The organism is Prevotella sp. P4-98 (genome assembly GCF_002251405.1).
Classification (GTDB): domain Bacteria; phylum Bacteroidota; class Bacteroidia; order Bacteroidales; family Bacteroidaceae; genus Prevotella.
In genome coordinates this window covers 1-25,861 of record NZ_NPJC01000066.1, presented here as the reverse complement: position 1 = coordinate 25,861, position 25,861 = coordinate 1, and the positions used below count along the sequence as shown (strand labels likewise).

Annotated in this window: 20 protein-coding genes; 14 read left to right on the top strand and 6 right to left on the bottom strand. The window is 47.9% G+C overall.

Annotation, left to right across the window (positions count from 1 at the left end; all coding sequences use genetic code 11):
* From CIK96_RS13725 to CIK96_RS11275, 5 genes are all read left to right on the top strand, one after another.
* Positions 1-89, top strand: an 89-nt coding sequence (locus CIK96_RS13725) for an IS3 family transposase (RefSeq protein WP_144007523.1), incomplete at its 5' end; no start/stop codon positions are given.
* A gap of 349 nt (positions 90-438) precedes the next feature.
* On the top strand, positions 439-3,288 hold the full coding sequence (gene leuS / locus CIK96_RS11290) for a leucine--tRNA ligase (protein WP_094440627.1): 2,850 nt from the start codon (positions 439-441) through the stop codon (positions 3,286-3,288).
* 16 nt (positions 3,289-3,304) lie between these two features.
* The gene (locus tag CIK96_RS11285; protein WP_094440626.1) at positions 3,305-4,261 is read left to right on the top strand and encodes a YitT family protein; all 957 of its coding nucleotides are present in this window, start codon (positions 3,305-3,307) and stop codon (positions 4,259-4,261) included.
* A gap of 21 nt (positions 4,262-4,282) precedes the next feature.
* Positions 4,283-4,903 carry a non-canonical purine NTP diphosphatase gene (locus CIK96_RS11280; RefSeq protein WP_094390988.1) on the top strand — a complete coding sequence of 207 codons (621 nt, stop codon included), beginning with the start codon at positions 4,283-4,285 and terminating at the stop codon, positions 4,901-4,903.
* A 12-nt stretch (positions 4,904-4,915) separates the two neighbouring features.
* Positions 4,916-6,970 (top strand): two-component regulator propeller domain-containing protein, encoded by a 2,055-nt coding sequence (locus CIK96_RS11275; protein ID WP_094440625.1) that lies wholly within the window; start codon positions 4,916-4,918, stop codon positions 6,968-6,970.
* Positions 6,971-6,995: 25 nt separating this feature from the next.
* Here the strand turns inward: CIK96_RS11275 and CIK96_RS11270 are convergent, their stop codons facing one another.
* Positions 6,996-7,700, bottom strand: a complete 705-nt coding sequence (locus CIK96_RS11270; RefSeq protein WP_371591511.1) for an HAD family hydrolase — start codon at positions 7,698-7,700, stop codon at positions 6,996-6,998.
* A gap of 21 nt (positions 7,701-7,721) precedes the next feature.
* Positions 7,722-8,681, bottom strand: coding sequence for a hypothetical protein (locus CIK96_RS11265; protein ID WP_094440624.1), 960 nt, complete (start codon positions 8,679-8,681; stop codon positions 7,722-7,724).
* A 106-nt stretch (positions 8,682-8,787) separates the two neighbouring features.
* On the opposite strand from CIK96_RS11265, the gene CIK96_RS11260 reads away from it, so the two are divergent.
* A complete protein-coding gene (locus tag CIK96_RS11260; protein ID WP_254047133.1) occupies positions 8,788-9,624 on the top strand; it encodes a C1 family peptidase in 837 nt (278 codons plus the stop codon).
* A 549-nt stretch (positions 9,625-10,173) separates the two neighbouring features.
* Here the strand turns inward: CIK96_RS11260 and cysS are convergent.
* On the bottom strand, positions 10,174-11,664 hold the full coding sequence (cysS, locus tag CIK96_RS11255; protein ID WP_094440623.1) for a cysteine--tRNA ligase: 1,491 nt from the start codon (positions 11,662-11,664) through the stop codon (positions 10,174-10,176).
* 141 nt (positions 11,665-11,805) lie between these two features.
* On the opposite strand from cysS, the gene CIK96_RS11250 reads away from it, so the two are divergent.
* The 8 genes from CIK96_RS11250 (at position 11,806) to CIK96_RS11215 (ending at position 21,428) form a co-directional block, all read left to right on the top strand.
* Positions 11,806-13,311 carry a succinate CoA transferase gene (locus CIK96_RS11250; RefSeq protein ID WP_094390992.1) on the top strand — a complete coding sequence of 502 codons (1,506 nt, stop codon included), beginning with the start codon at positions 11,806-11,808 and terminating at the stop codon, positions 13,309-13,311.
* 162 nt (positions 13,312-13,473) lie between these two features.
* On the top strand, positions 13,474-14,658 hold the full coding sequence (locus tag CIK96_RS11245) for an SAM-dependent methyltransferase (RefSeq protein ID WP_094440622.1): 1,185 nt from the start codon (positions 13,474-13,476) through the stop codon (positions 14,656-14,658).
* 76 nt (positions 14,659-14,734) lie between these two features.
* Entirely contained in the window at positions 14,735-15,892 is a 1,158-nt protein-coding gene (locus tag CIK96_RS11240; RefSeq protein WP_094434931.1) for a GNAT family N-acetyltransferase, read from the top strand.
* Between the two features lie 9 nt (positions 15,893-15,901).
* Positions 15,902-17,848, top strand: coding sequence for a DNA topoisomerase IV subunit B (locus tag CIK96_RS11235; RefSeq protein ID WP_094390995.1), 1,947 nt, complete (start codon positions 15,902-15,904; stop codon positions 17,846-17,848).
* A gap of 10 nt (positions 17,849-17,858) precedes the next feature.
* A complete protein-coding gene (locus CIK96_RS11230; RefSeq protein ID WP_094390996.1) occupies positions 17,859-19,436 on the top strand; it encodes a S41 family peptidase in 1,578 nt (525 codons plus the stop codon).
* A gap of 21 nt (positions 19,437-19,457) precedes the next feature.
* A complete protein-coding gene (gene prmC, locus CIK96_RS11225; RefSeq protein WP_094440621.1) occupies positions 19,458-20,273 on the top strand; it encodes a peptide chain release factor N(5)-glutamine methyltransferase in 816 nt (271 codons plus the stop codon).
* Between the two features lie 5 nt (positions 20,274-20,278).
* Positions 20,279-20,752, top strand: a complete 474-nt coding sequence (locus CIK96_RS11220; protein WP_336410078.1) for a regulatory protein RecX — start codon at positions 20,279-20,281, stop codon at positions 20,750-20,752.
* Positions 20,724-21,428 carry a ComF family protein gene (locus CIK96_RS11215; RefSeq protein WP_094390999.1) on the top strand — a complete coding sequence of 235 codons (705 nt, stop codon included), beginning with the start codon at positions 20,724-20,726 and terminating at the stop codon, positions 21,426-21,428. Before CIK96_RS11220 ends, CIK96_RS11215 begins: the two co-directional genes overlap by 29 nt.
* Positions 21,429-21,463: 35 nt before the next feature.
* Here CIK96_RS11215 and CIK96_RS11210 read toward each other — a convergent pair whose 3' ends face one another.
* From CIK96_RS11210 to CIK96_RS11200, 3 genes are all read right to left on the bottom strand, one after another.
* Entirely contained in the window at positions 21,464-22,168 is a 705-nt protein-coding gene (locus CIK96_RS11210) for a septal ring lytic transglycosylase RlpA family protein (protein ID WP_254047132.1), read from the bottom strand.
* Positions 22,169-22,233: 65 nt separating this feature from the next.
* Positions 22,234-23,079: a dienelactone hydrolase family protein gene (locus tag CIK96_RS11205; RefSeq protein WP_254046654.1), complete on the bottom strand. Its 846-nt coding sequence runs from the start codon at positions 23,077-23,079 to the stop codon at positions 22,234-22,236.
* 9 nt (positions 23,080-23,088) lie between these two features.
* Positions 23,089-25,476, bottom strand: coding sequence for a glycoside hydrolase family 31 protein (locus CIK96_RS11200; RefSeq protein ID WP_094440619.1), 2,388 nt, complete (start codon positions 25,474-25,476; stop codon positions 23,089-23,091).
* Between the last annotated feature and the right edge of the window lie 385 nt (positions 25,477-25,861).

Genomic DNA, 25,861 nt, shown 5'->3' with positions numbered 1-25,861 from the left:
ATCTTGACTATTATAACAATAAAAGAATAAAAATCAAGTTAAATGGTATGAGTCCAGTACAATACAGAATGACTCAATTAAATACGTAAATGTTTAACCCGTCCAACTTCTTGGGGTCACTTCACTTGGTGATGCAATCACAAAGGTACGATTAAGTGAGTGAAAAGCAAAAGAAAAAACCATTTTTATTATGCTTTTCCGAACGGGAGTACCTAAGATGAGAAGCATCAAAGGTACGATTAAGTGAGTGAAAAGCAAAAGAAATTTCATTTTTTCTTATTTCTTCTCTTACGTGAGTCGCTTTACAAGGTCATCATAAAGATAGTGCTACACCTCTTAAATAAAAGAAAAACGGGGTTTTTCTTTGTATTTCGCTCGGTTTGCACTACCTTTGCAGTAATATTATATAAATAAGAAGAAAACAAAAAATACGAAAATATGGAATACAATTTTAGAGACATCGAACAGAAGTGGCAGAAGCGCTGGGTAGAGATGAAAACCTACCGCGTGACAGAAGACCCTACAAAAAAGAAATTCTACGTGCTCAACATGTTCCCCTACCCCTCTGGAGCCGGACTCCATGTGGGTCACCCATTGGGCTATATTGCCAGCGACATCTACGCTCGCTATAAGCGCCAGCAGGGCTACAACGTGTTGAATCCGATGGGATACGATGCCTATGGACTCCCCGCAGAGCAGTATGCCATACAAACCGGACAGCATCCAGAGAAGACTACTACAGAGAATATTGCGCGCTACAGACAGCAGTTGGACAAGATTGGATTCTCCTTCGACTGGGAACGCGAGGTACGCACTTGCGATCCTATCTACTATAAATGGACACAATGGGCGTTCCAACGCATGTTCAAATCATACTACAGCACTTCTTCACACAAAGCACAGCCTACCATCAAACTGATAGAACACTTCGAACTGATGGGTTCTAAAGACTGTGGTGCACTGGGAACAGAGGAATTGGACTTCACTGCTTCCGACTGGGCATCGTACTCTGAGAAGAAAAAGCAAGAAGTGTTGATGAACTACCGCATAGCCTATCTTGCCGACACCATGGTCAACTGGTGTCCTCAACTCGGCACGGTACTTGCCAACGATGAGGTAGTGGATGGTGTCAGCGTACGCGGTGGCTACCCTGTAGTGCAGAAGAAGATGCGCCAGTGGTGTCTGCGCGTATCTGCATACGCCCAGCGTTTGCTCGACGGTCTCGACACAATCGACTGGACCGACTCTTTGAAAGAGACTCAGCGCAACTGGATTGGACGCTCCGAAGGTACCGAAGTAGAGTTCAATGTGGCCGATTCCGACAAGCACTTCACCATCTTCACCACTCGTGCCGATACCATGTTTGGTGTAACCTTCATGGTTCTTGCTCCTGAATCAGATCTCGTTGCCGAACTCACCACCGATGCTCAGAAAGCCGAAGTAAGCGACTATATCGCCTATGTGAAGAAGCGTACTGAGCGTGACCGTATTTCCGACAAAAAAGTGACAGGTGTTTTCTCTGGTTCATACGCTATCAATCCATTCACAGACGAAAAGATTCCCATCTGGATTTCAGAGTATGTATTGGCCGGATACGGCACAGGTGCCATCATGGCAGTACCTGCCCACGACTCGCGCGACTATGCTTTTGCCAAGCATTTCAACCTTCCCATCATCCCACTGATAGAAGGCGCTGATGTTTCTGAAGAGAGCTATGATGCCAAAGAAGGCATTGTCTGCAACTCTGCTTCAGCAAAGTTCAGCCTCAACGGATTGACCGTGAAGGAGGCCATTGCCGCCACCAAGAAATATGTGGAAGCCAACGGACTGGGCCGCGTCAAGGTGAATTACCGCCTGCGCGATGCCATCTTCAGTCGTCAGCGCTATTGGGGCGAACCATTCCCCGTATATTACAAGGACGATATGCCCTATATGATTCCGAAGGAATGTCTGCCTTTGGAATTGCCTGAAATAGACGAATACAAGCCAACAGAGTCTGGCGAGCCCCCATTGGGCCGTGCCAAGTTGTGGGCGTGGGATACCAAGACCAACCAAGTAGTAGATAAGAGTCTGATAGACCATAAGAGCGTATTCCCTCTCGAACTCAACACCATGCCCGGATTCGCAGGTTCTTCTGCCTACTATCTGCGCTATATGGATCCTAAGAACGAGAAAGCCCTCGTAAGTAAAGAGGCTGATGAATACTGGCGCAACGTAGATCTCTATGTTGGCGGTACAGAGCATGCCACCGGTCACCTCATCTATTCACGCTTCTGGAACAAGTTCTTGTTTGATTCAGGCTACAGTTGCGAGGACGAACCATTCAAGAAACTGGTAAACCAAGGCATGATACAGGGTCGCAGCAACTTTGTATATCGCATCAACGACGAGGGCGCAGACAAGGGCAAGTTTGTCAGTCTGAACCTCAAAGGCAGTTACAAGGATGTAACTCCCATACACGTTGACGTGAATATCGTCAGCAACGACGTGCTCGACCAAGATGCTTTCCGCGCTTGGCGACCAGAGTATGAGCATGCAGAATTTATCCTTGAAGACGGAAAATACATCTGTGGCTGGGCAATTGAAAAGATGTCTAAGTCGATGTTCAACGTGGTCAACCCCGATATGATTGTTGAGCGCTACGGTGCCGACACCTTACGTCTATACGAAATGTTCCTTGGTCCGGTAGAACAGTCTAAGCCTTGGGACACCAACGGCATAGACGGTTGCCACCGCTTCTTGAAGAAGTTCTGGGCTTTGTTCTATGGCAACAGCCGCGACAACGCCGATGGCAAACTGCTCGTTGACGATGCTGAGCCCACAAAAGCCCAGTTGAAGAGTGTCCACAAACTGATTAAGAAGGTGTCACAAGACATCGAGGAATTCTCTTACAACACGTCTATCTCTGCCTTTATGATTTGCGTTGGCGAGATGGCACAGTTGAAGTGTCACAACCGCGAACTTCTCCGCACCCTCGTTACACTATTGGCCCCCTTCGCACCCCATATCAGCGAAGAACTTTGGGAGGCTTTGGGCGAGACCGGCAGCGTTTGCGATGCCCCATGGCCCACATGGAATGAAGAGTTCTTGGTAGAAGATACCGTAAAACTGGGTGTTGCCTTCAATGGCAAAACACGTTTCGACATGGAGTTTGCTGCCAATGCTGACAATAAAACCATCGAAGAAGCCGTGATGGCAGATCCTCGCTCACCGAAGTATATCGACGGCAAGCAAGTGGTCAAAGTCATCATAGTGCCCAAACGCATGGTAAACATCGTTTGCAAATAAATATCAAATACGGCATATGACTATCAATCACAAAATGCTGTGGAACGAGATGAAGGACTATTTCTTCATCACCGTTGGCTTGCTGCTATATACCATTTCGTTCACCGTATTCCTCATGCCTTATGAGATTGTAGGTGGCGGAGTGACGGGTTTGTCGGCCATTATCTACTATGCTACCGGTTTCCGTTTGGAAAATACCTATATCATTATCAACGGCATTCTGCTGATTGTCGCGTTGAAGGTATTGGGCTTCAAGTTTCTAATGAAGACCATCTATGCCATCGTTACGCTCTATTTCATGCTGAAGTTTGCCCAAGACATCTTGCCCAAACAGCCCAACGGCCTGCCCATCAAGTTGCTGGGCGAAGGGCAGGACTTCATGTCGATGGTTATAGGATGTATGTTTGGCGGCATTGCCCTTGCCACCGTATTCTCCAACAACGGTTCTACGGGTGGTACCGATATTATTGCAGCATCTATCAATAAGTATCACAACGTATCGTTGGGTACTGTACTGATAGCCGCCGACTTCTGTATCATCGGTTCGTGTATGTTCTTCCCACAGTTTGGCACCTATATCGAGCGCGCCCACAAGGTTGTGTTTGGTTTCTGTGTGATGACGATGGAGAACTTTGTGCTCGACTATGTGATGAATGCACGAAGGGAGTCTGTGCAGTTTATGATATTCTCTCGCAAGTGGCAGGAGATTGCCAATGCCATCGGCACACAGATGAACCATGGTGTAACCATCCTCGATGGCCATGGCTGGTACACTGGTAAGGAACTCCGCGTATTGTGTATTTTGGCCAAAAAGAATGAGAGCGTCAACATCTTCCGCCTCATCAAGATGATCGACCCCAACGCCTTTGTAAGCCAAAGTGCCGTTATCGGTGTCTATGGCGAAGGCTTTGACGAGATGAAAGTAAAGATTAAAAAAGTTAAAAAGGCGGTGGAAGAAATCCCTAAGGAATGATGCCGCCGACAAACTATAACGATGAAAATTGTATTTGCAACCAATAACCAACATAAGTTGGAAGAGATTCGCAGCATCCTTGGAAACCGTTTCGAGGTGGTGTCGTTAGCCGACATCGGCTGCCATGAGGATATTCCCGAAACGGGCAAGACCCTTGAAGAGAATGCCCTGCAGAAGGCTCAGTATGTGTATGACCACTATCATGTGAGCTGTTTTGCCGACGATACCGGTCTCGAAGTAGAGGCTCTCAACGGTGCACCGGGTGTTTATAGCGCACGCTATGCTGGTGGCGAAGGCCACGACTCGGAGGCCAATATGCAGAAGCTGCTTGCCGAACTGGCAGGAAAAGACAATCGCCAAGCACGCTTCCGCACCGTCATTGCGCTGATAGAGCGACGCGATGTGTGCCCCTGCGGTTGCACTGCTGTGAAGAAAGTGACCGAGTTTGAAGGCATTGTCAACGGCACCATCACCCACGAGAAGCACGGCAGTGAAGGCTTCGGCTACGACCCCGTGTTCCAACCCGAAGGTTACGACCACACCTTTGCAGAACTCGGAGTGGATGTCAAAAACACCATCAGCCACCGTGCACGTGCCACTCAGAAGTTGGCCGACTATCTGCGTGCAACTCTTGGAAAATAAACTATAAGAAAAATGATACTATCCCCACGTCAGACAGCATCATGGCTCATGTCCCACGACATTAGCTTTGGTGCTGTCTGTCGTTGTGTATGTACCCTGCTATGCTGGTTTGCCATGACGACAGTCCATGCACAGCCCGGCACCTGGCAGTATTATTTAGCCTATGGCGAACCGCAACAAATAGAGAAAGCGGAGCAAGGACTCTTCGTCAAAGCGAGTGGCAATCTCTATCACTACAACCTCAACGACCAGTCGGTTACTACTTTCGACCGGTCCAACGGCCTGAATGGCGGTCAGCTATCCCATATCAAATGGTGTAGCGAAGCCCATCGCCTCATCGCCATTTATACCAATGCCAATATCGACCTCATCAATCCTGAGGGTGAAGTGACCAATATGCCCGACCTCTATATGGCAACGATGGCAGGCAGCAAGAAGGTTCACCGCATTGTTACCGACGGTAGCATCGCCTACCTCTGTGTGGGTTCCAGCATTGTGAAGATAGATGTGGCGAATGCCCATGTGGTAGAAACTTACACCTTAGGCAGCGATGTTTGGAATGTGATGCCGGTTGACGGCAACCTCTATGCCAATACCGCAGCGAGCGGCGTGATGGTTGGGCGGATGTCCGACAACCTCATCAATCCTGCCAACTGGCACTCGACAAGCCATTTCCCTGAATCCATTTACGATGCTTACCGGGGTGACTACGATGCCTATATATCCATCGTCAGCCAGATAAATGCCGGTGGACCACACTACAACGAGTTCAACAGTCTGTGGTTCGTCAACGGATGTTTGTATGGAGTAGGTGGCGGTTGGTACGACGGAGGACAGATGGATCGCACCGCACAATGGCAGCAAATGGACCGCGAGGGACATTGGCAGCGAATCGATGCTCCAATGAAAAAGGATGCGGTGAGCATGGCTATCGACCCTGCCGATGCCACACATCTTTATATAGCGACCTGTGGCAACGGCCTCTTTGAGTTTCGCAACGGGCAATCGGTGGCTCAATACACCGCAGGCAATAGTCTGTTGGCAAGTGCCATTCCGGGCAACAACAACTATGTGCGTGTTGATGGACTCTTCTACGACCGTCAGCATCGCCTTTGGATGACCAACAGCGAGACCCAGCACCCACTTATCCGCATGAACAGTGAAGGCACGATGGAGTCACTCGACCATCCCTCACTCTTCTATAACGGCACGCCCCTAACCATCTTGCGCAATCCTACGACCGACCATACGGGTAAGGTTTGGCTTGTCAACAGTCATCACCATCACCCTTGCCTGGTGCGCATCGACCCTGAAACAGACGAGGTGGACCGCTTCGATGCCTTGCGCAATCAAGACGAAACACCCTTGCGCGACATCTATAGCTTCAACTGTGTGGCAGAAGATAAAGATGGCAATATATGGGCAGGCACCAATCAGGGACCGCTGATGCTCACTCCACAACAGCAACAATCGCCCGACTACGGATATACGCAGATTGTCGTTCCGCGCAATGATGGCAGCGGTTATGGCGACTATCTGTTGGATGGAATCAGTGTGACTGCCATGGCTATTGATGGCGGCAACCGCAAATGGATAGGCACAGAAAGCAACGGCGTCTATGTAATCAGTAGCGACAACACCACCGAAGTGGCTCATTACACCTCAGCCGACAGCGGTTTGCTGTCTGACCGCATAGAGAGTATCGCCATCGACGGACAGACTGGGCGGGTGTATATCGGCACGGAAGAGGGGCTATGCGCTGTGGTCTCCGATGCTACCGATGCCGCTGAAAAGATGGAGAAAGGTGTGGTGCGCGCCTATCCCAATCCTGTAGCCCCCGACTATACGGGACCTATCACCATTGAAGGACTGAGTTACGATGCGGATGTGCGCATTGTAAACACGGCAGGCATGCTGGTGGCACGTGGGCGCAGCACGGGTGGCACCTATATCTGGGATGGTTGCGACAGCAAAGGGCGCCGCGTGGCCTCTGGCGTCTATCATGTTTTGACCGCTACAAGCGACGGTCATCGGGGCACCGTTTGCCGCATTGCCATCATCCGATAAGTGGCAATGCATCAAGCGCCATGATTTAAAGACAGTCCATCAGCTGACTGAAATGTTCTATCTTCGTTAATCTTTCGTGTGGAAACTCTTGCGATTTCTCCAATGCCCATACTGCATGGAAGGGAATATGTACTGCCCAGGCGCCAACAGCAAGTGCCGGAGCAATGTCGCTACGGAAGGAGTTGCCCACCATGAGTGTTTCATGGGGATCCACACCAAGGGTGTCGCAGAGTGTGCGATAGGCGGTTTCGGTCTTGTCGGACACGATTTCCACATGCGAGAAATAGGGCAACAGTCCTGATCGCGACAGTTTATCCTCCTGTCCCATCAGTTCACCTTTGGTAAATACCACCAACCGGTAGCGTCCCGCTTCGTGGAGTTGGCGCAGCGTAGATTCCACTTCAGGCAACGGAGTAGCAGGGAAACGCAGCAGACGCTTACCCATTTCGATGATTTGGAGTAGCACATCGGCACCGATGCGACCATCGGTCAGTTTGATAGCATTCTCCAACAGCGACAGGGTGAATGCCTTAGTGCCATAGCCGAAAAGCGGCATATTAGCGCGCTCGATGGCAAAGAGGCTGTCTGCCACGCGTTGTCTGTCGCTCACCCAAGGTTTAAGCATATCGGCAAGTTGCTCTTCGGCACGGTCAAACCAAGTCTGACAGTCCCATAGGGTATCGTCGGCATCGAAAATGATGGTCGTGATATCGGTCTTTGTCATTGTCATGTTGCGATGTTATTCAGTAAGTCACGGATTGGGATGGGTGCGGCGGTAGTGCCACAGTTCGGCTGAGTTGATGATGTTCTGCCACAGCACATAACAGCCTGCGCCTACCGATGCTACAGGATGCAGATAGAGGTAAGCCACCCAAATGGCTAATGAGGTGTTCTTCTGAAACAGGGCTTGACCGCTGCAGATTTCCTCGCCAAGGTGTCTGCCAATGGCGCGACCAATGCCGAACTGCACGAAGCAGACCATGAAACTCAATGCGGCAATAGCCGTGAGCAACCACAATGGTGCATTGCTGTGCAGGATATTCTTCACCGTTACACCGGCTACAATAGTGAGCGAGACGCCCCATAGATAGAAACTCAGATTGGGCATGGAGGCAATGCGACGGCAGACCGCCTTCACATAGTGCTGCATCAGCCAGCCCAAGACCAACGGCAACAGGAGCACCATCGATACTTTTTGCAGAATAATGAGGAAGGTTTCGAAGAATGTAAGATGCACCGTACTGGTCAGCGGAGGAAACACCAAGGGTATCATCAATGCCGATGCAAGGGCTGAGATGACGGTAAAGGTGGTCATCGTATTGATGTTTCCACCGAGCTTGCCCGTCACAACGGGCGCTGCCGATGCCGACGGGGCGATGGTACAAGTAAGCACTCCTTGCCAGATGAGCTGTTGGTCAAGGTCGTCTCCTACCAGAAAGATGATGCCGAGATTGGAAACTACCAGCAATACCTGTGCTGCAAGCACACCAATATGCCAACGATGGGGGCGCATCTGATGGAAATCGACCTTGCAAAAGGTGGCTAACAGCGTGAGAAACACCGTCACCGGAAATATCACATCGATAACGGGGCCTAGCCTATTGCCCAGTCCGTCGAGCTGCGGCACATAGTAGAACAGCAGATAAACTGTTGCACCAAGAGCTATTGCCACAGGCAGCGTCCAGTCTTTCAGAAAGCGTATTATATTCATGTCTTACTCTCTTTTCATCTGCAAAATTACTGCTTATCGGGGGAATGACAAAAGAAAGTGGACGTTTCTTTTGTCATTCCGCCCATCTTTATGTACTTTTGCATGCATGAAACACGCTACTGCTATATTACTCATCGGTATCATCCTGCTGACAGGAGGATGCAGAAACCAACCGCCTGTGGATTTTCAAGAGGTGGTGAGTCTGCCGTTCACTCCTGTCAAAAACCAAGGCAACGAATCGCTCTGCTGGGCTTATGCCATGCTCGCCACCATCGAGACGGAACATATCTGCCGAGGTGACTCGGTAAACCTATCACCTTATTATATCAAGAGGCTGGTGGGAAAACAGCGACAGCGTGGTATGGGACACTCCTTGCTCCGCTTGATGGCTAATAAAGGTATTGTGCCGTTCGACACCTATCCCGACTCTACCCACGACCAACTGCCGTTGCCACAGTGGGTGTTCATGCTCGGTGCACGTTATACGCCACAGGAGTTTGCCCACAGTGTGTGTGGACCAGAGGAATACATGGCGGTAACTTCCGACCCTACCCAGCCTTATGGCAAGATGATTGTGGCAGACTATCCCGACAACTGGGAGCGGGAAACCTTTCTCAACGTGCCTCAAGACTCGTTGGTTGCCATAGTCTTGCGTGCCCTGCACCATCGCCATCCCGTTTGTTGGGAGGGTGATATCAACAACAGTGGATTTTCTTTTCGTAGCGGCATAGCCGACCACACCACCTCGTCACGACCCGATGACGACCATTGCATGACGATAGTAGGACTGGCGCGCCACCCCGACGGGCGGCTGTTCTTTAAGATGAAAAACTCATGGGGAACCGACAATCCCTATGGCGGAATGGTGTATATGTCGCAGGAGTATCTGCGCTGCTGCACCGTTGCACTATACCTAACGCGCGAAGCATATCTCGGTAAATAGCCTACCGATAGCACTTTACTTGTTGATGAAGGTCACTTGGTTCTGCAATTCAAATTGATTTGCAGAGTAATTCAAATTGATTTGCAGAGCAATTCAAATTGATTTGCAGAGTAATTCAAATTGATTTGCTCTGCTAACTGATTTTTATAAGAGACGAATGAAATATTCGTTGATGTGCAAACTCATTGAATTTGCGAAGTAAATTCATTGAAATTGCTGACCAAATTCATTGAAATTGCTGAGTAAATTCATTGAAATTGCTGAGTAAATTCATTGAAATTGCTGAGTAACGCAACTCGCATAGCACTATAATACACTATATACCATCATGTTACACAACTCTTAAGAGTGGGCGGAAAAACATGGTTTTTCTGGCTTCCAATGCTATACATGGTGCAGAGGACCTATACACACGTGATTGATGCTTCGTGCATTGCCCCAAAAACATGATCATAAAAAAACAGGGCGATATCACATCGGCCTGTTTAAACGATGATTTATAAAAAAAGGCTTTTATACTAAACAATGTAAAAATACATCAAATTGTTCTCATTTATTAAGTTTCCAGGTGACACCATCCTTAGTGTCTTTTACCTCAAAACCTGCTGCTGCCAACTCATCACGAATCTTATCTGATGTGGCCCAGTCCTTATCTGACTTGGCCTTGGCACGCAATTCAAGCACCATATCGACCACCTTTCCGAAGGCTTGCTCGCGCTCCTGGCTGGTTTCACTCGCCTCTTCACGCAGACCAAGAATGTCGAATGTGAACAGGCGCATGGTGTCGCTAAGCTCTTTCAGACAGTCGGCACAGATGGTAGCTTTATGGTCAACGAGCTTGTTGACTACCGAGCAAGCCTCAAACAGATGGCTGATGAGCTGCGGAGTAGCCAAATCGTCGTTCATAGCATCGTAGCATTTCTGGCGCAACGACTTCACAATATGTTCGGTCTCACTATCACAATGTGCGCTGACATTGATGCGCTTCAGGTCGGCAATGCCTTGCAACAGTTTCTGTAAGCCCTTCTCCGATGCCTTCAATGCCTCGTTGGAGAAATCAACAGTGCCGCGATAGTGGGCAGAAAGTATGAAGAAACGGATGGTCATGGCGCTGTAGGCCTGTTCCAACAATGGGTGATTGCCGCTGAAAAACTCGTTGAGCGTAATGAAATTGCCCAGCGATTTGCCCATCTTCTGACCGTTGATGGTCAACATATTATTATGCATCCAGTATTTAACCATAGGGTGTCCCTGGGATGCAATGGCTTGCGCGATCTCACATTCATGGTGTGGGAAAATCAAATCCATACCACCACCGTGGATGTCGAAAGTATCGCCAAGATACTTACGGCCCATGGCTGTACACTCACAGTGCCATCCGGGGAAACCGTCACTCCATGGCGAAGGCCAGCGCATGATGTGCTCTGCCGATGCTTTCTTCCACAAAGCAAAGTCGGCTTGGTGGCGCTTTTCACCCACACCTGCCAACTCGCGGCTCTCATCCTTCGTGTTTTCGAGCGATCGTCCACTGAGTTCACCATATTTATATTGCTTGTTGTAAGCCTCGATGTCAAAGTAGATAGAACCGTTCGACTTGTAGGCAAAACCATTGTCCAATATCTGCTGCACCAATTGCTGCTGTTCGATGATGTGACCAGTGGCATGCGGTTCGATGCTCGGAGGCAACACGTTGAGGGCTTCCATAGCCTGATGGTAGCGGTTGGTATAGTACTGGGCTATCTCCATCGGCTCCAATTGCTCCAAACGAGCCTTCTTTTCTATCTTGTCGTCGCCTTCATCGGCATCGTGCTCCAAGTGGCCCACATCGGTAATGTTGCGCACATAGCGAACCTTATAACCTAAATGGCGAAGATAACGAAACACCAAGTCGAAGGTAATGGCAGGGCGAGCATGGCCCAAATGGGGGTCGCCATAGACGGTAGGTCCACACACATACATGCCTACATGAGGTGCATTCAATGGTTCAAAACGCTCTTTTTGACGAGTTAGCGTATTGTATATTACGAGTTTGGATTCCATTCTATTTTAAGTTTTACTTTTGCAAAATTACTAATAACACACCGAAAAACAAAGTTTTTGACTTCAAAATTTGACTTTTCAACAAATATTTCGTAATTTCGCACCCACTAACGGAATATAAACTACCCAAACATAAAACAAATGGCTTATACACGCATGACCGCTGCAGAAGCTGCAGCGCTGATCAACAACAACGACAACATCGCCATGAGTGGCTTCACGCCAGCTGGTGTTGCCAAAGCTGTCACAAGAGAACTGGCAAAGAAAGCAGAGGCAGAACACGCTGCTGGACGCGAGTTCAAAGTTGGTATCTTCACCGGTGCTTCGACCGGACAGTCCACAGATGGCGTACTGGCCAATGCACAGGCCATTAAATACCGTGCTCCATATACCACCAATCCAGATTTCCGCAAGCGCGTCAACATGGGAGAAATCCCATACAACGACCTGCACCTGAGCCACATGGCACAGGAACTGCGCTATGGTTTCTATGGTGAGATTGACTGGGCTATACTCGAAGTATGCGACATCGAGGAATGTGGCAACGAGTATCACGTCTATCTGACCGCTGCTGGTGGCATCTCGCCAACGGCTGCACGCCTCGCCAAGCATGTGATTCTCGAACTGAACAGCTTCCACAACCCCAACGCAAAGTTCATCCACGACGTCTATGAACCTCTCGATCCTCCTTACCGCAAGGCTATCCCCATCGAAAAGGTTGGCGATCGCATCGGTGTGCCCTATGTAGTTATACCCAAAGACAAGCTCGTGGGCGTTGTAGAATGTAACATCCCCGACGAGGCAAGAGCTTTCAAAGACTCTGACCCCGTAACAGAAAAAATCGGTTTCCTTACTGCCGAATTCCTCGTTTCAGAACTCGCCAAGGGACGTATTCCTAAGGAATTCCTCCCCTTGCAGAGTGGCGTAGGATCTACAGCTAACGCTATCCTCGGTGCGCTGGGACAAGACAAGCAGGTGCCCGACTTCAATATCTACACCGAAGTGATACAGAACTCTGTCATTGACATGATGCTCACAGGTCGCGTGAAAGATGCATCAGCATGCTCACTGACCGTGTCAAACGACTGCCTCATGCAGGTTTATGACAACATGGACTACTTCAAAGACCACCTCACACTGCGCCAGAGCGAGATTTCAAACAGTCCTGAGATCATTCGCCGACTGGGTGTTATCGCTATCAACACCGCTATTGAGTGTGACCTCTACGGCAATGCAAACTCTACACATATCAGTGGCGTGAAGATGATGAACGGTATTGGTGGTTCAGGAGACTTCGAGCGCAACGCTTACCTCTCTATCTTCACCTGTCCGTCAACAGCCAAAGGCGGCCTCATCAGTAGCATCGTGCCTTTCGTAAGCCATCAGGACCACTCAGAACACGATGTCAATATCATCGTAACAGAGCAAGGTGTGGCTGACTTGCGCGGTAAATGTCCGGAAGAAAGAGCGAAACTCATTATCGAGCAGTGCGTACATCCAGACTACAAGCAACTGTTGTGGGACTACATGAAGATTGCCAAAGGCGGTCACACACGCCACAATCTGCCCGCTGCATTCGCTATGCACGACTCATTGGCACGCAAGGGCGATATGCGACTGACCGATTTCGCGGAATATGTGAAATAACATCAGCGTGAAAAAATAACACTGGGAGGGGTCCGCACAACGCTGACTCCTCCTCGTTTTTACAGCCCACAGCCACCCCAAAAGAGCCGCAACCACCAGCGAAGAAAGGCCGCAACCGTTACCGAAGCATCTCCTTCGGTCCTCCATCCCACCTTCCCAACAATGAACGACAGCACCCTTACCTTCATCAAGCAACATCGCAACGATGACATCCGTCAGTTGGCGCTGACGAAACCTGCGTCAGACATCGATCTGAAACTGGCTTTGCAACAGATTGCCGGATGGCAGACTGCACGCCGAAAACTGCCCGACTGGGCAGCTTGCGACAACATTCTATACCCACCACACCTCAACATGGAACAGGCATCGAGCCAACAAACGGCTCAATACAAAGCAAACGTCGTGGAGAGATGGGGCGGTAAAGACACTTCCTATGTGGATCTTACAGGCGGCATGGGTATCGATTTCTCGTTCATGGCAAGGGCATTCGACAAGCGAACCTACGTGGAACGCAATGAAATGCTCTGTCAACTGGCACAACACAACTTCCCCATACTGCAGTTGGAAGCCGCCGTTGCCAACGATGATGCAGAAGACTTTGTCAACAAGATGGCGCGTGCTACGGTCATATTCATAGACCCGGCAAGGCGCGACGAACATGGCGCACGCACCTACGGACTGGCTGATTGCACACCAGATGTCACGCTCATGATGCCTGTGTTGCGCGAAAAGGCTGAACATATAGTCATGAAACTATCGCCTATGCTCGACTGGCGAAAGGCGGTTGATGACCTGGGAGGTGCCAGCGAGGTACATATCGTCAGCGTGAAAAATGAATGTAAGGAGCTATTGCTTGTCATCGACCATCGCGCTTCGACAAATCCAACACTCATTTGTATCAACGATGAACAACGGTTCTGCCCTTCCGACACAACAGAAACACCAACCTGCCAACCCACAGCAACTGACAACAGCGCTTTGGACAACATCTATCTCTATGAACCCAATGCCAGTATCATGAAAGGCGGATGCTTCACTGAAGTGGGACGTGCCTTCGCCATGCAACAGGTGGCTGCCAATTCACACCTCTTCCTAAGCAACACAGCAGTGAAATCATTCCCTGGTAGAAGTTTCATCGTCAAGCAACAATGCTCCTTAAACAAGCGCGAACTGAGACAAGCACTTGCTGGTATAGACCGCGCCAATGTGGCAGTGCGCAACTTTCCACTATCGGCAGAAGTACTGCGCAAGAAACTCAAGCTGAAAGACGGTGGAGATACATACATCTTCGGCACCACACTTCCAGATGGCAACCACGTATTGTTCGTATGCCGTAAAATAGGTTAAATGTTTGGCTTTTTGTCAGTTTTTCACTACCTTTGCATCAATTCTGGACGTTATTTATAGATAAAAAGAAGAAGAGATGTCATCAATAGAAATAAAGAGAGTAGATAGCCAGAAACTTCTGGAAGACTTCATACAATTCCATTATGACCTGTATAGAGGCAATAAATATGATGCGCCCAACCTATACAGCGACGAGAAACATACGCACAACAAGAAGGAAAACGCGGCTTTCGAATTTTGCGAAGCTGAATATTTCCTCGCCTTTAAAGACGGAAAGATTGTTGGACGCGTGGCTGCCATCATCAATAACCGAGCCAACGAACGCTGGCAGAGAAAAAGCGTGAGGTTCGGATGGATCGACTTCATTGACGATATCGAGGTTTCGAAAGCATTACTTGAGGCCGTTGAACAATGGGGGCGCACCAAAGGTATGACCGAAATGGTAGGACCACTCGGCTATACGGACATGGATCCAGAGGGTATGCTCATTGAAGGATTCGACCAATTGGGTACGATGGCGACTATTTACAACTATCCCTACTATCCAAAACACATGGAACAGATGGGCGGTTGGGAGAAAGACAACGACTACGTGGAGTTCAAACTTATTGTGCCAAAAAAGGGAACGATGCCCGACAAATACGCTAAAATCGCACAAATGGTGATGAAGCGATACAACCTTCACGTAAGAAAGATAAAACGTAGCGAGGTTTTTGGCAAAGAACAGGTGGGAAGAAAAGTGTTCGACGTGGTCAACCAAACATTCGGAAACCTCTACGGATACTCGCAAATGACCGAAGCGCAGATTGACGAATACCTCAAAATGTATTTCCCTGTACTCGACCTCAATCTCGTCACTCTCATAGAAGACTGGAATACGCCAGACCACAAACTGATTGGAGTGGGCATATCTATACCGTCGCTGACTAAAGCACTGCAGAAATGCCACAACGGAAGAATGTTCCCATTCGGCTGGTGGCACTTACTCAAGGCTCTGAAATTCCACAAAACAAAGATTGTAGATCTTATGCTGGTAGGCATTCTGCCTGAATATCAAAACAAAGGCGCTAACGCTTTGCTATTCTACGACCTCATCCCATGGTATCAGAAATATGGCTTTGAATGGGGAGAGACTAATGTCGAGATGGAAACCAACGATAAAGTGCAGAGCCAATGGCAGTATCTTGAACACGTACAACATAAGCGGCGCCGCTGTTATAAAAAGAATATCTAACCTGACAATATGAGCGAAGACATCAACACCAACGAGCAAACCATCAGATATGAAGATGACAATATCCGACATCTGTCGGATATGGAACACGTGCGAACAAGACCGGGCATGTATATCGGACGCCTGGGCGACGGTTCGCTGGCTGAAGACGGCATCTATGTATTGCTGAAAGAGGTCATAGACAACTCTATCGACGAGTTTAAAATGAATGCCGGAGACCGCATAGAAATCAACATCGACGACCAACTGCGGGTGTCGGTGCGCGACTATGGACGTGGCATTCCACAAGGAAAACTTATCGAAGCGGTCAGTATGCTGAATACGGGCGGTAAATATGACTCTAAGGCTTTCAAAAAATCTGTAGGACTCAATGGTGTCGGTATCAAAGCAGTCAATGCGTTAAGCAGTAGGTTTGAAGTGGCATCATATAGAGATGGACAGGTAAGAAGAGCGGTTTTTGAGCGCGGACAACTGCAAAGTGACGTGACAGAAAAGACCGACGACGAGAATGGAACATACATCTTCTTCGAGCCAGACAATACCTTGTTTGTCAACTACCAGTTCCACAATGACTTTGTGGAAAACATGCTCCGCAACTATACCTATCTCAATACTGGTCTCGCCATCATGTACAACGGCAGAAGAATACTCAGCCGACATGGTTTGGAGGACTTGTTGAAGGACCGAATGACCAACGATCCCCTATATCCCATCATACACCTCAAGGGAGAAGATATAGAAATTGCATTCACACATGCCAACCAGTATGGTGAAGAATATTATTCGTTTGTCAACGGACAACATACAACTCAGGGCGGTACACATCAAAGTGCATTCAAAGAGCATATCGCCAAGACAATTAAGGAATTTTTCGGGAAATACGAATATGGGGATATTCGAACCGGACTCGTTGCTGCTATTGCCATCAACGTAGAGGAACCGATGTTCGAAAGCCAGACCAAAATCAAGTTGGGATCACTCACTATGTCTCCTAACGATGGAGTCTCTATTAATAAATATGTGGGCGACTTCGTCAAACAGGAGGTGGACAACTACCTGCACATCCATACCGACGTGGCTGAAGTGATAGAGCAGAAGGTGAAAGAGAGCGAACGCGAGCGCAAAGCAATGGCGGGTGTGACCAAGATTGCACGTGAACGGGCAAAGAAAGCTAACTTGCACAACCGCAAACTGCGCGATTGTCGCATCCATTTCAGCGATGCTAAAAACGACAGAAAAGAGGAGAGTTGCATCTTTATCACTGAGGGCGACTCGGCAAGCGGAAGTATCACAAAGAGCAGAGATGTGAATACACAGGCGGTTTTCTCACTGCGCGGTAAACCTCTGAACTCGTTTGGACTGACCAAAAAGGTGGTCTATGAAAACGAAGAGTTCAACCTTTTGCAGGCTGCACTCGATATCGAAGAGAGCCTTGACACGTTGCGCTACAATAAAGTGATAGTGGCTACCGATGCGGATGTCGACGGAATGCACATCCGACTGCTGATTATTACATTCTTCTTGCAGTTCTTTCCAGAACTTGTCAAAAAGGGACACGTATATGTACTACAGACTCCTTTGTTCAGAGTGCGCAACCGTAGAACCAAAATAAAAAACAAAAAGGTGGTTGCAGAAGCTGACGCTAAGACGGAAGGAAAGAAGACTGACTTCATCACACGCTATTGCTATAGCGAAGAGGAACGCATCAATGCCATACAACAATTAGGACCGGACCCGGAAATCACACGATTCAAAGGTCTCGGAGAAATAAGCCCAGAAGAGTTTGCTGGCTTTATCGGACCTGATATCAGACTCGAACAGGTGACGCTGCATAAGAACGACCAGGTGCAAAAGCTATTGGAATACTACATGGGCAAGAACACTATGGAGCGACAGAACTTTATCATCGACAACCTCGTGATAGAGGAAGACCGACCAGAAGACGTTTACGAATAACAAAGAAAACATGATTTCAAAAAGAAATATACTATACCTCATGCTATTGTTGCCGTTGGCTGCCATAGCACAGTTGCGCATCAATATGCGAGGAGAAGCCTTGCGCAAACTGCAAATAGCAGAGATGGCTATCAACAACCTGTATGTGGACACCGTAGATGAACAGCGATTGGTGGAAGACGGCATACGAGGTATGCTCGAAAAACTCGATCCGCACAGCAGTTACCTTACCGCAAAAGAGGTGGAAGCAAGCAACGAACCACTGCAAGGCAACTTCGAGGGCATCGGTGTGCAGTTTAATATGTCGGAAGATACACTACTCGTGATACAACCCGTGGTAGGCGGTCCGTCTGAAAAGAAAGGCATCATGGCGGGCGACAGAATAGTCACCGTCAATGATACTGCGATTGCTGGCGTAAAAATGTCGCGCGAAGAAATCATGCGCAGACTGCGCGGACGAAAGGGAACATTAGTGCGCTTGGGCGTTGTACGCCGCGGTATCAAGGGCATGCTGCATTTCGATATCATCCGCGACAAGATTCCTGTGAAGACTATCGATGCCTCATATATGATCAGACCAACGATAGGATATATCCGAATCGGTAGCTTCGGGGCACAAACCCACGAAGAATTTCGCGAACGCCTCAAAGCTTTAAAGGCACAAGGCATGACCTCGCTCATACTTGACCTGCAAGGAAACGGTGGCGGATATATGCACGCTGCAGTGGAAATTGCCAACGAGATGCTTCACGCTGGCGACCTTATTGTATATATGGAAGGGCGACAAGCCTCACGCAAAGATTATAAAGCACGCGGAAAAGGACTCTTTGAGGAAGGTCAGCTCGCTGTGTTGATTGACAGTTACTCGGCTTCAGCCGCTGAAATCGTGACGGGTGCCATACAAGACCAAGATCGCGGCATCGTGGTTGGACGTCGATCATACGGTAAAGGTCTGGTACAACGACCTGTTGACCTGCCTGATGGATCAATGATTCGACTGACTATAGCCCACTATTTCACACCATCTGGACGCTGTATCCAAAAACCATACGTGAAAGGAAAAGCAGAAGATTACGCCATGGATGTATATAACAGACTGACCAGTGGCGAACTGCAACATGCAGACAGCATACATTTTGCCGACTCACTGAAATGCTATACACTGCGCCAACACCGTACGGTTTATGGCGGAGGAGGTATCATGCCCGACCATTATGTGCCACTCGATACTACAATCTATACTCCCTTCTACAGAGAGATTGCTGCCAAATCATATATCATCAATGCCAATCTGCGCTATGTGGATACACATCGCAAGCAGTTGCAAAAGCAGTATCCTGTGTTTGAGACTTTCAAAAACACCTATGAAGTGCCGCAAGATGTGATTGACCAAATGTTGGCAGAGGCTGCAAAAGACGGTGTCAAACCAAAAGACGATGCCGAATTGCAAAAGTCACTCCCATCCCTTCGTCTCCAAATGAAGGCACTTGTGGCACGCGACCTATGGAATATGGATGAGTATTTCTCTATCATGAATGAGCAAAACGACATCGTGATGAAGGCTATCCAGCTGTTGCAACACCCCTAACCCACTTCTATTGCAGTAGGAATGACGTACAATACGCTTTGTAAACAACTGGCATTGACCTACGACGAGGGTGAGGCAAAAGCCATTGCACGCTTGGTTTATGAAGTGCGCTATGGTTTATCACTCACCGATATCTGTCTCGGACGCGACGCAGACATCGATGACAGCGACCTCAAACAAGTGGCAGAACGATTGAAAAACCATGAGCCCGTGCAGTATGTATTAGGCAAGACGCAGTTTTGCGGACATACTTTCCATACCGACCGACGGGCTTTAATACCCAGACCTGAGACCGGAGAACTCTGTCAATGGATGCTTTCCACACCATTCAGCAGTTTGCTCGATATCGGAACAGGCAGTGGTTGCATTGCCATCACTATGGCATTGGCACAGCCAAAAGCACAGATTACAGCATGGGATATATCCCCCGATGCCCTTTCGCTGGCTTCAGAAAATGCACAAAACCTGAACGCACATGTTGATTTCATATTGCGCGATGCACTACAAAATCATGAAGATGATAATCAGCGCTATGACATTATCGTGAGCAATCCGCCATATATCTGTCAAAACGAGGCTGAAGCGATGGAGAAAAACGTACTCGATTACGAACCACACACAGCACTTTTCGTGCCAGATAGCGATCCGCTGCGATTCTATTGCGCCATTGCACGCTATGCCTTAACGGCACTTCTACCGCAAGGTTACCTTTATTTCGAAATCAATCCACTCTATGCCGATGATCTCTGCACAATGCTTCACAATGCTGGATTCAGCGAAGTGACGCCCCGTAGCGATGCTTTTGGCAAAATACGCTTTATCCGTTGCCGCCGATGAACACGATGACAGAACAAGAAGCCTACCTCCGCTTGGCTGCATTATGTGCTCAAGCTGAACACTGCGAATATGAGATGCAGGAGAAAATGCGCCGTTGGGAAATTGCTGACGATGCTCAGGCGAGAGTGATGCAACGGCTGATAACCGAGCGATATGTAGATGATGAGCGCTTTGCACGTGCTTTTGCCAACGACAAAGTGAAATACAATAAATGGGGACGACGCAAGGTCGAACAGGCCATGTGGCTGAAACACATTGCCGAAGACATACGCCAACGAGTGCTCGACAGTATCGACGACGAGGAATACATTGCCATTCTGCGCCCATTGCTACAACAGAAAAGACGCTCAGTAAAGGCCCGTAACGACTATGAACTGCGGCAGAAGCTCATCAAATTTGCCATCGGCAGAGGATTCACCATGGATATTATCAAACAGTGTATCAGTATCGATGACGAAGAAGAATACGATATGGAATAGGCTTCTCGACACCATTCTGCCCCGCCATTGCAGTATCTGCGACAGTCGGTTGGGCTTCGACGAGAAAGCCATTTGTGGCAGTTGTGCCACAAGACTGCCGCGTACCCACTACGAACTGACGGCAGACTATAATCCTATGACCGTCTTGTTTCAAGGTATCGTACCTATAGAAAAGGCTGTGGCATTCGTCCATTTCAATCCTCACAATGCTTCAGCGCGCCTCATTTATGCTATAAAATACTACCGGCATCCTGACTATGCGATGGCTATGGGGGAAATCATGGCAAAAGAACTATTATCCTCAGGGTTCTTTAACGATATAGATGCCATCGTTCCGGTACCACTTTCGCGCCGCCGGCTACATCAACGAGGCTACAACCAAAGCGAATACTTGGCACGTGGAGTCAGTAAAATCACCTCTATTCCAGTAATTACCAAAGCGCTCCGTCGCAAGCATTTCCTACAAAGTCAAACGATGTTGGGGCACACTGAACGCCAGAAAAATGTGGAAAACATGTTTGTATTGCGTGATGCCTCAGCACTTTCTGACCGACATATCCTATTGATAGACGACATCTGCACTACAGGTGCCACCGCCATGGCCTGTATTCAAGAGATGCAAGTAGCAAAAAATATACGCTTCAGCATACTGACGCTTGGGTTGACAGACCATTAAACAGCCATTCCAAAAAGATGATGAAGACCATGAAATCATCTCTTTTTCTGCTTCTCGACAGGTTGCACTTTGTGAACAGCCGACTTACTTGTATGTGCAGCAGACCTTCCGGAAGCCTTCCCCGTACCTTTACTATGAGATGTAGCAGACTTACCTGAAACCTTCTCCGTGGCTTTATTTGGATGCATTGCAGACTTTCCTGTGGATTTTCCTGCCGTTTTTTTCGTAGGAACAGCAAAATTTTTTTCATCTTCATCTTGCCATTGCGGAACGATTTTATCATCGCTTTCGGTCATTTCCAAATCGAGTTCAGGCACATCAAAACCGTCATCTGGCTTGAATGGTATCTCTACTTTTCGCTTATAAACCGATACCTCAACCATGGCAATACCCTGCGCTACGATGCCCAACTCACGGGCAGCGCGATAGGAAAGATCGATGACACGACCACGGGAAAAAGGTCCTCGGTCGATAACGCGTACTACAACTTCCTTGCCATTGGCAGGATTTCTCACTTTTAGGAGTGTGCCGAAGGGGTGTGTGCGATGCGCACAGACCAGACTGTCACTATGGATACGTTCTCCACTTGCCGTTCTTGAACCATTAGCGCGCTTCGAATAAAAGGTTGCTTTACCTTTCTGTTGAGCAGCCGAAGGCATCCCGATGGCAGCCAAAACAGCCATAAGGATGGAATACAGATACGATTCCAGAGTTCTTAGTTGCTTTGATAGACTTTTCATTGTTATAGTGATTGACCACCAACAGCGTCTCTTTGGTCAGAAAACAGATGTGTCGGTGGTACGAATTATTTGTCGTTATCAAGTTCAAGTTCGAGTTCATCAGTTCGCCGCTTTATATCGCGGTAAGCCTGTGACAGGTCGGTTTTGGTAATATCGATATTTGTGTTAATCGGTCGCCGTGGGTCGCTTAATGCGTGTTGAAACAACCAATCATACGTTTTGTCGGTATAGAAGAAGCGTGCCAAAGCACCATGTGATGCTCCAGGCATCCAGTCATAACGCAAACGCTCGGTAGCTCCGAGTATTTTCATCCCTTCAACCACCTTCTGTGATTCGCGCACCGATACGGCGCGGTCTGCAGTTCCATGCACTATCCATAATGGTAATTCACCCAATCCACGATAGTCTTTCAGCGTAGAACCGCCACATAGTGCTATTGCGGCAGCTATTTTGTCAGGATAAGTACCTGCGAAATCCAGTGTACCATAGCCTCCGAGACTCATACCTATTACATATACGCGTGTATCGTCAAATGAATAGTTCTTCTTCATCCACTCCAGAATATTGTTAAGGCGGCGTGGATTCCATGCCCCGCCTGGGTTTTGTGGGGTAACTATAAGTGCGGGAATCTGTCTTCCCATCTTAACGGCATCAACAGGGCCATATTGCAAACAGCGTTTCATATCGCGTCCACAGCGACTTGCACCATGAAGGAAGATAATCAATGGAGTTTGTTCCTGCGAGAAATAATAGTCATCTGGCGTATATACCCAAAAGTCGTAGCCGTCTTTCACAACCCCTTTCTTTGCCGACAATAAGTCATACTGCGCCCATGTTGCTGTGTGTAACATCAGCAACAAGAGCGTCAGTATGGTTGTATGCAGCGTTTTTTTCGTTATATATACGCTCACTTTCTGATTTTATCGTTTAATTTTTACCGTTGTTTTCTTACCATTATAGGCCACTTTATAAATGGTATTATCGGGCATCTTCACCTCAAAGACACGCTTTTGGAGCATTCCTTTGAATTTTCCGCGACGCTGTCCGATAGTCAGCAAATGCTGTTTTTCGTTCCATGTCATAGGAATTTCGGCATATTGTCCACGTTGATAGTTGAAGTTGTCGCCCTCATCTTCATAGAGTGTAAACGATGCATCGCGTCCCGGATAAACCAAGAGTGTAAGCACATCCCATGGTCTTTCGTCGCTATACTGTCGGTCATCACCCATCGGCACAATACTTCCAGCCTTGACATAGAGTGGTGAGTGTGCTATTGGTGCATCCGCTTTGATGGTCTGTCCGCCTTTATATAACTGTCCTGTCCAATAGTCATACCAGTCAGCACCTTTTGGCAGATAGACGTCAAAAAGCTTTTTCTGACTCCAATCCACCGTTGGCCATCCGTTTGCATACTCATTGTTATCGTGTCTATCCCAGCCCGATTGCTCGTCGGTCTTTACTATTTTCTCCTCAGTAAATAGTGGATCAACCACCGGGCACACTAAGAAGCTGTGACCAAACATATATTGTCGTCCATTGTTCCACACATTTTTATCGTTGCGGAAGTCCATTATCAAGGGACGCATAAATGAATCATCGTTGGCACTTACTTGCCAGCTTTGACTATAGATATATGGCAATAGTCGATAACGCATCTTTACGGCATCAAGCAATGCATCATATACAGGTTCGCCAGGCTTGCCGTAGTAATAGAGTTCTCGATATACCTCAGTACCGTGACTACGCATCATTGGTGTGAAAAGTCCGAACTGCATCCATCGCACGTATAGTTCTTGGAACTGTGGATTAGTTGTTCCAGTATTGTCGAGATAGGTGCGGTTGTATGCATTGGCAAAGAATCCGCCTATGTCGGTATTCACATTGGGGTTGGCGCAAAGTGTGTGATTCAGACAAAGTGGCACTTGTGCGCGTAAAGACTGCCACGAACTGCCCACGTCTCCACTCCACGTATGTGCTCCATAGCGCTGTTGTCCGGCGAAGAAGGAACGTGTAAGAATGAAAGGGCGATGTATTGAATCCACCTTACGCTGGTTTTGATCCACTCCTCCAACCGCCATCAAGGCAAATGCATTTCGTACAGATCGCCAGCTACCCATGCTGCATTTTTCGTCAAGGTCACTATCCTTAAACTGGCAATGGTCGGGATCTGTAGAGTCCATCCACCATGCATCGATCCCCATCTGATGGAGTTTTGATAGATATTTCCAATAGATATCGCGTGCCACAGGCGAGTAGCAGTCATAAACACGTACACCAGACGGATAGTCCTGACGTGGTGGCCACTGGGTAAGTCCCGACTCTGGCCATGTTTTGAAATGGAAGAGCAATCCTTTTTCATCGAGTTCACGATATGGTTTTGTATGTGGTCCGAACGATGCCCATACCGAAATGGTGAGATGTGCATGACGTTGGTGCACCTCATCTATCATAGCTTGTGGATTACTGAACGCATCATTAAGAAACTCCATAGCGTTCCAGTTGTAGTTACCACCCCAGTATTGCCAGTCTTGTATTATTCCGTCGAATGGTATTCCCATTTTGCGATAGCGTCTTACCACGTCGAGCAGTTCGTTTGCCGACTTGTATCTCTCACGACTTTGATGGAATCCATAGGTCCAACGTGGCACCATAGGCACTTTTCCGCTTAGCCAACGCATCTGTCGGATGACGCCATCCGCATCGTTACCATACATGAAATAGTAGTCAACGGCCTTTCCTACCTGACTCTCCAGTTGCAGTGTATCATCGTCGTTGATTGTTGTTGGCGAGTAATTGTCCCAATAGATGCCATATCCTTTAATACTCTGGAAGAAATGAGTAAAGTCTTCCAGATTAGTTTGTATCATCAGTCTGTGTTCTCCTCTTAGATTCATTTTTCCGCTCTGCATCATTCCCAAGCCATAGATGGGCTCATCTTTTTCCAGTGCAAAAGCTTGTTTTACGCGATACGATCCCTTGTCTATACCCTCTGTAATAGGCGTAAAGGCAAATTCGCCTTCAGTCATAAGCGTTGTACCGTCGGCTTTTGCAAAGCTTACCTGTTGCGATTTATCATCCACGGTAACGGTCAATGCATTCGTCCGATAGACTGTTTTGCCATCCGCCTGCTTGACATTGACCGCCACTTTTTGCGGTGTAGCCGTTATAACAAGGCTTTTCTTTTCTGCAAACTGCCCATCTGTAGTCTTCTCCACACGTACCACAGTAGGTGAGAAGAAGGTGATTTTCTGTGCTTCCATGCTTTCGAAACAAAGCAATGCAAGAGTGATAGAGATAATTTTCTTCATTATTGTTAGTTGTTTTATTTGAAGTTGATAAGCGCCATCATTAGGGCTTTTTTGTTAGTATATTGGTTACAAAGGTAGTATATTTTTTTGATTTTTGATAAAAAAGCATGGCTTTTCCATTCAAAAATAAGAATTTGTAACTATATTAAATACAATGAAACACACGAAGTTAAATTTTATAAGCACCAAATGCCAATTGCTCATGATTCTGCCAAACGTTGCGTATGAGGCTTGTTGAAATCACGTAGAAGTCTTGCAGATCACTAGTGTCCACTAAATAAATTTAAGACTTAATTCTCTTACAGTTTGTAACTTCTCGGCAGGTTCGCTTTTGCCGAGCAAATCTACGAGAGGGGTTCTGTCCAACAATGAGACAGATAAAATT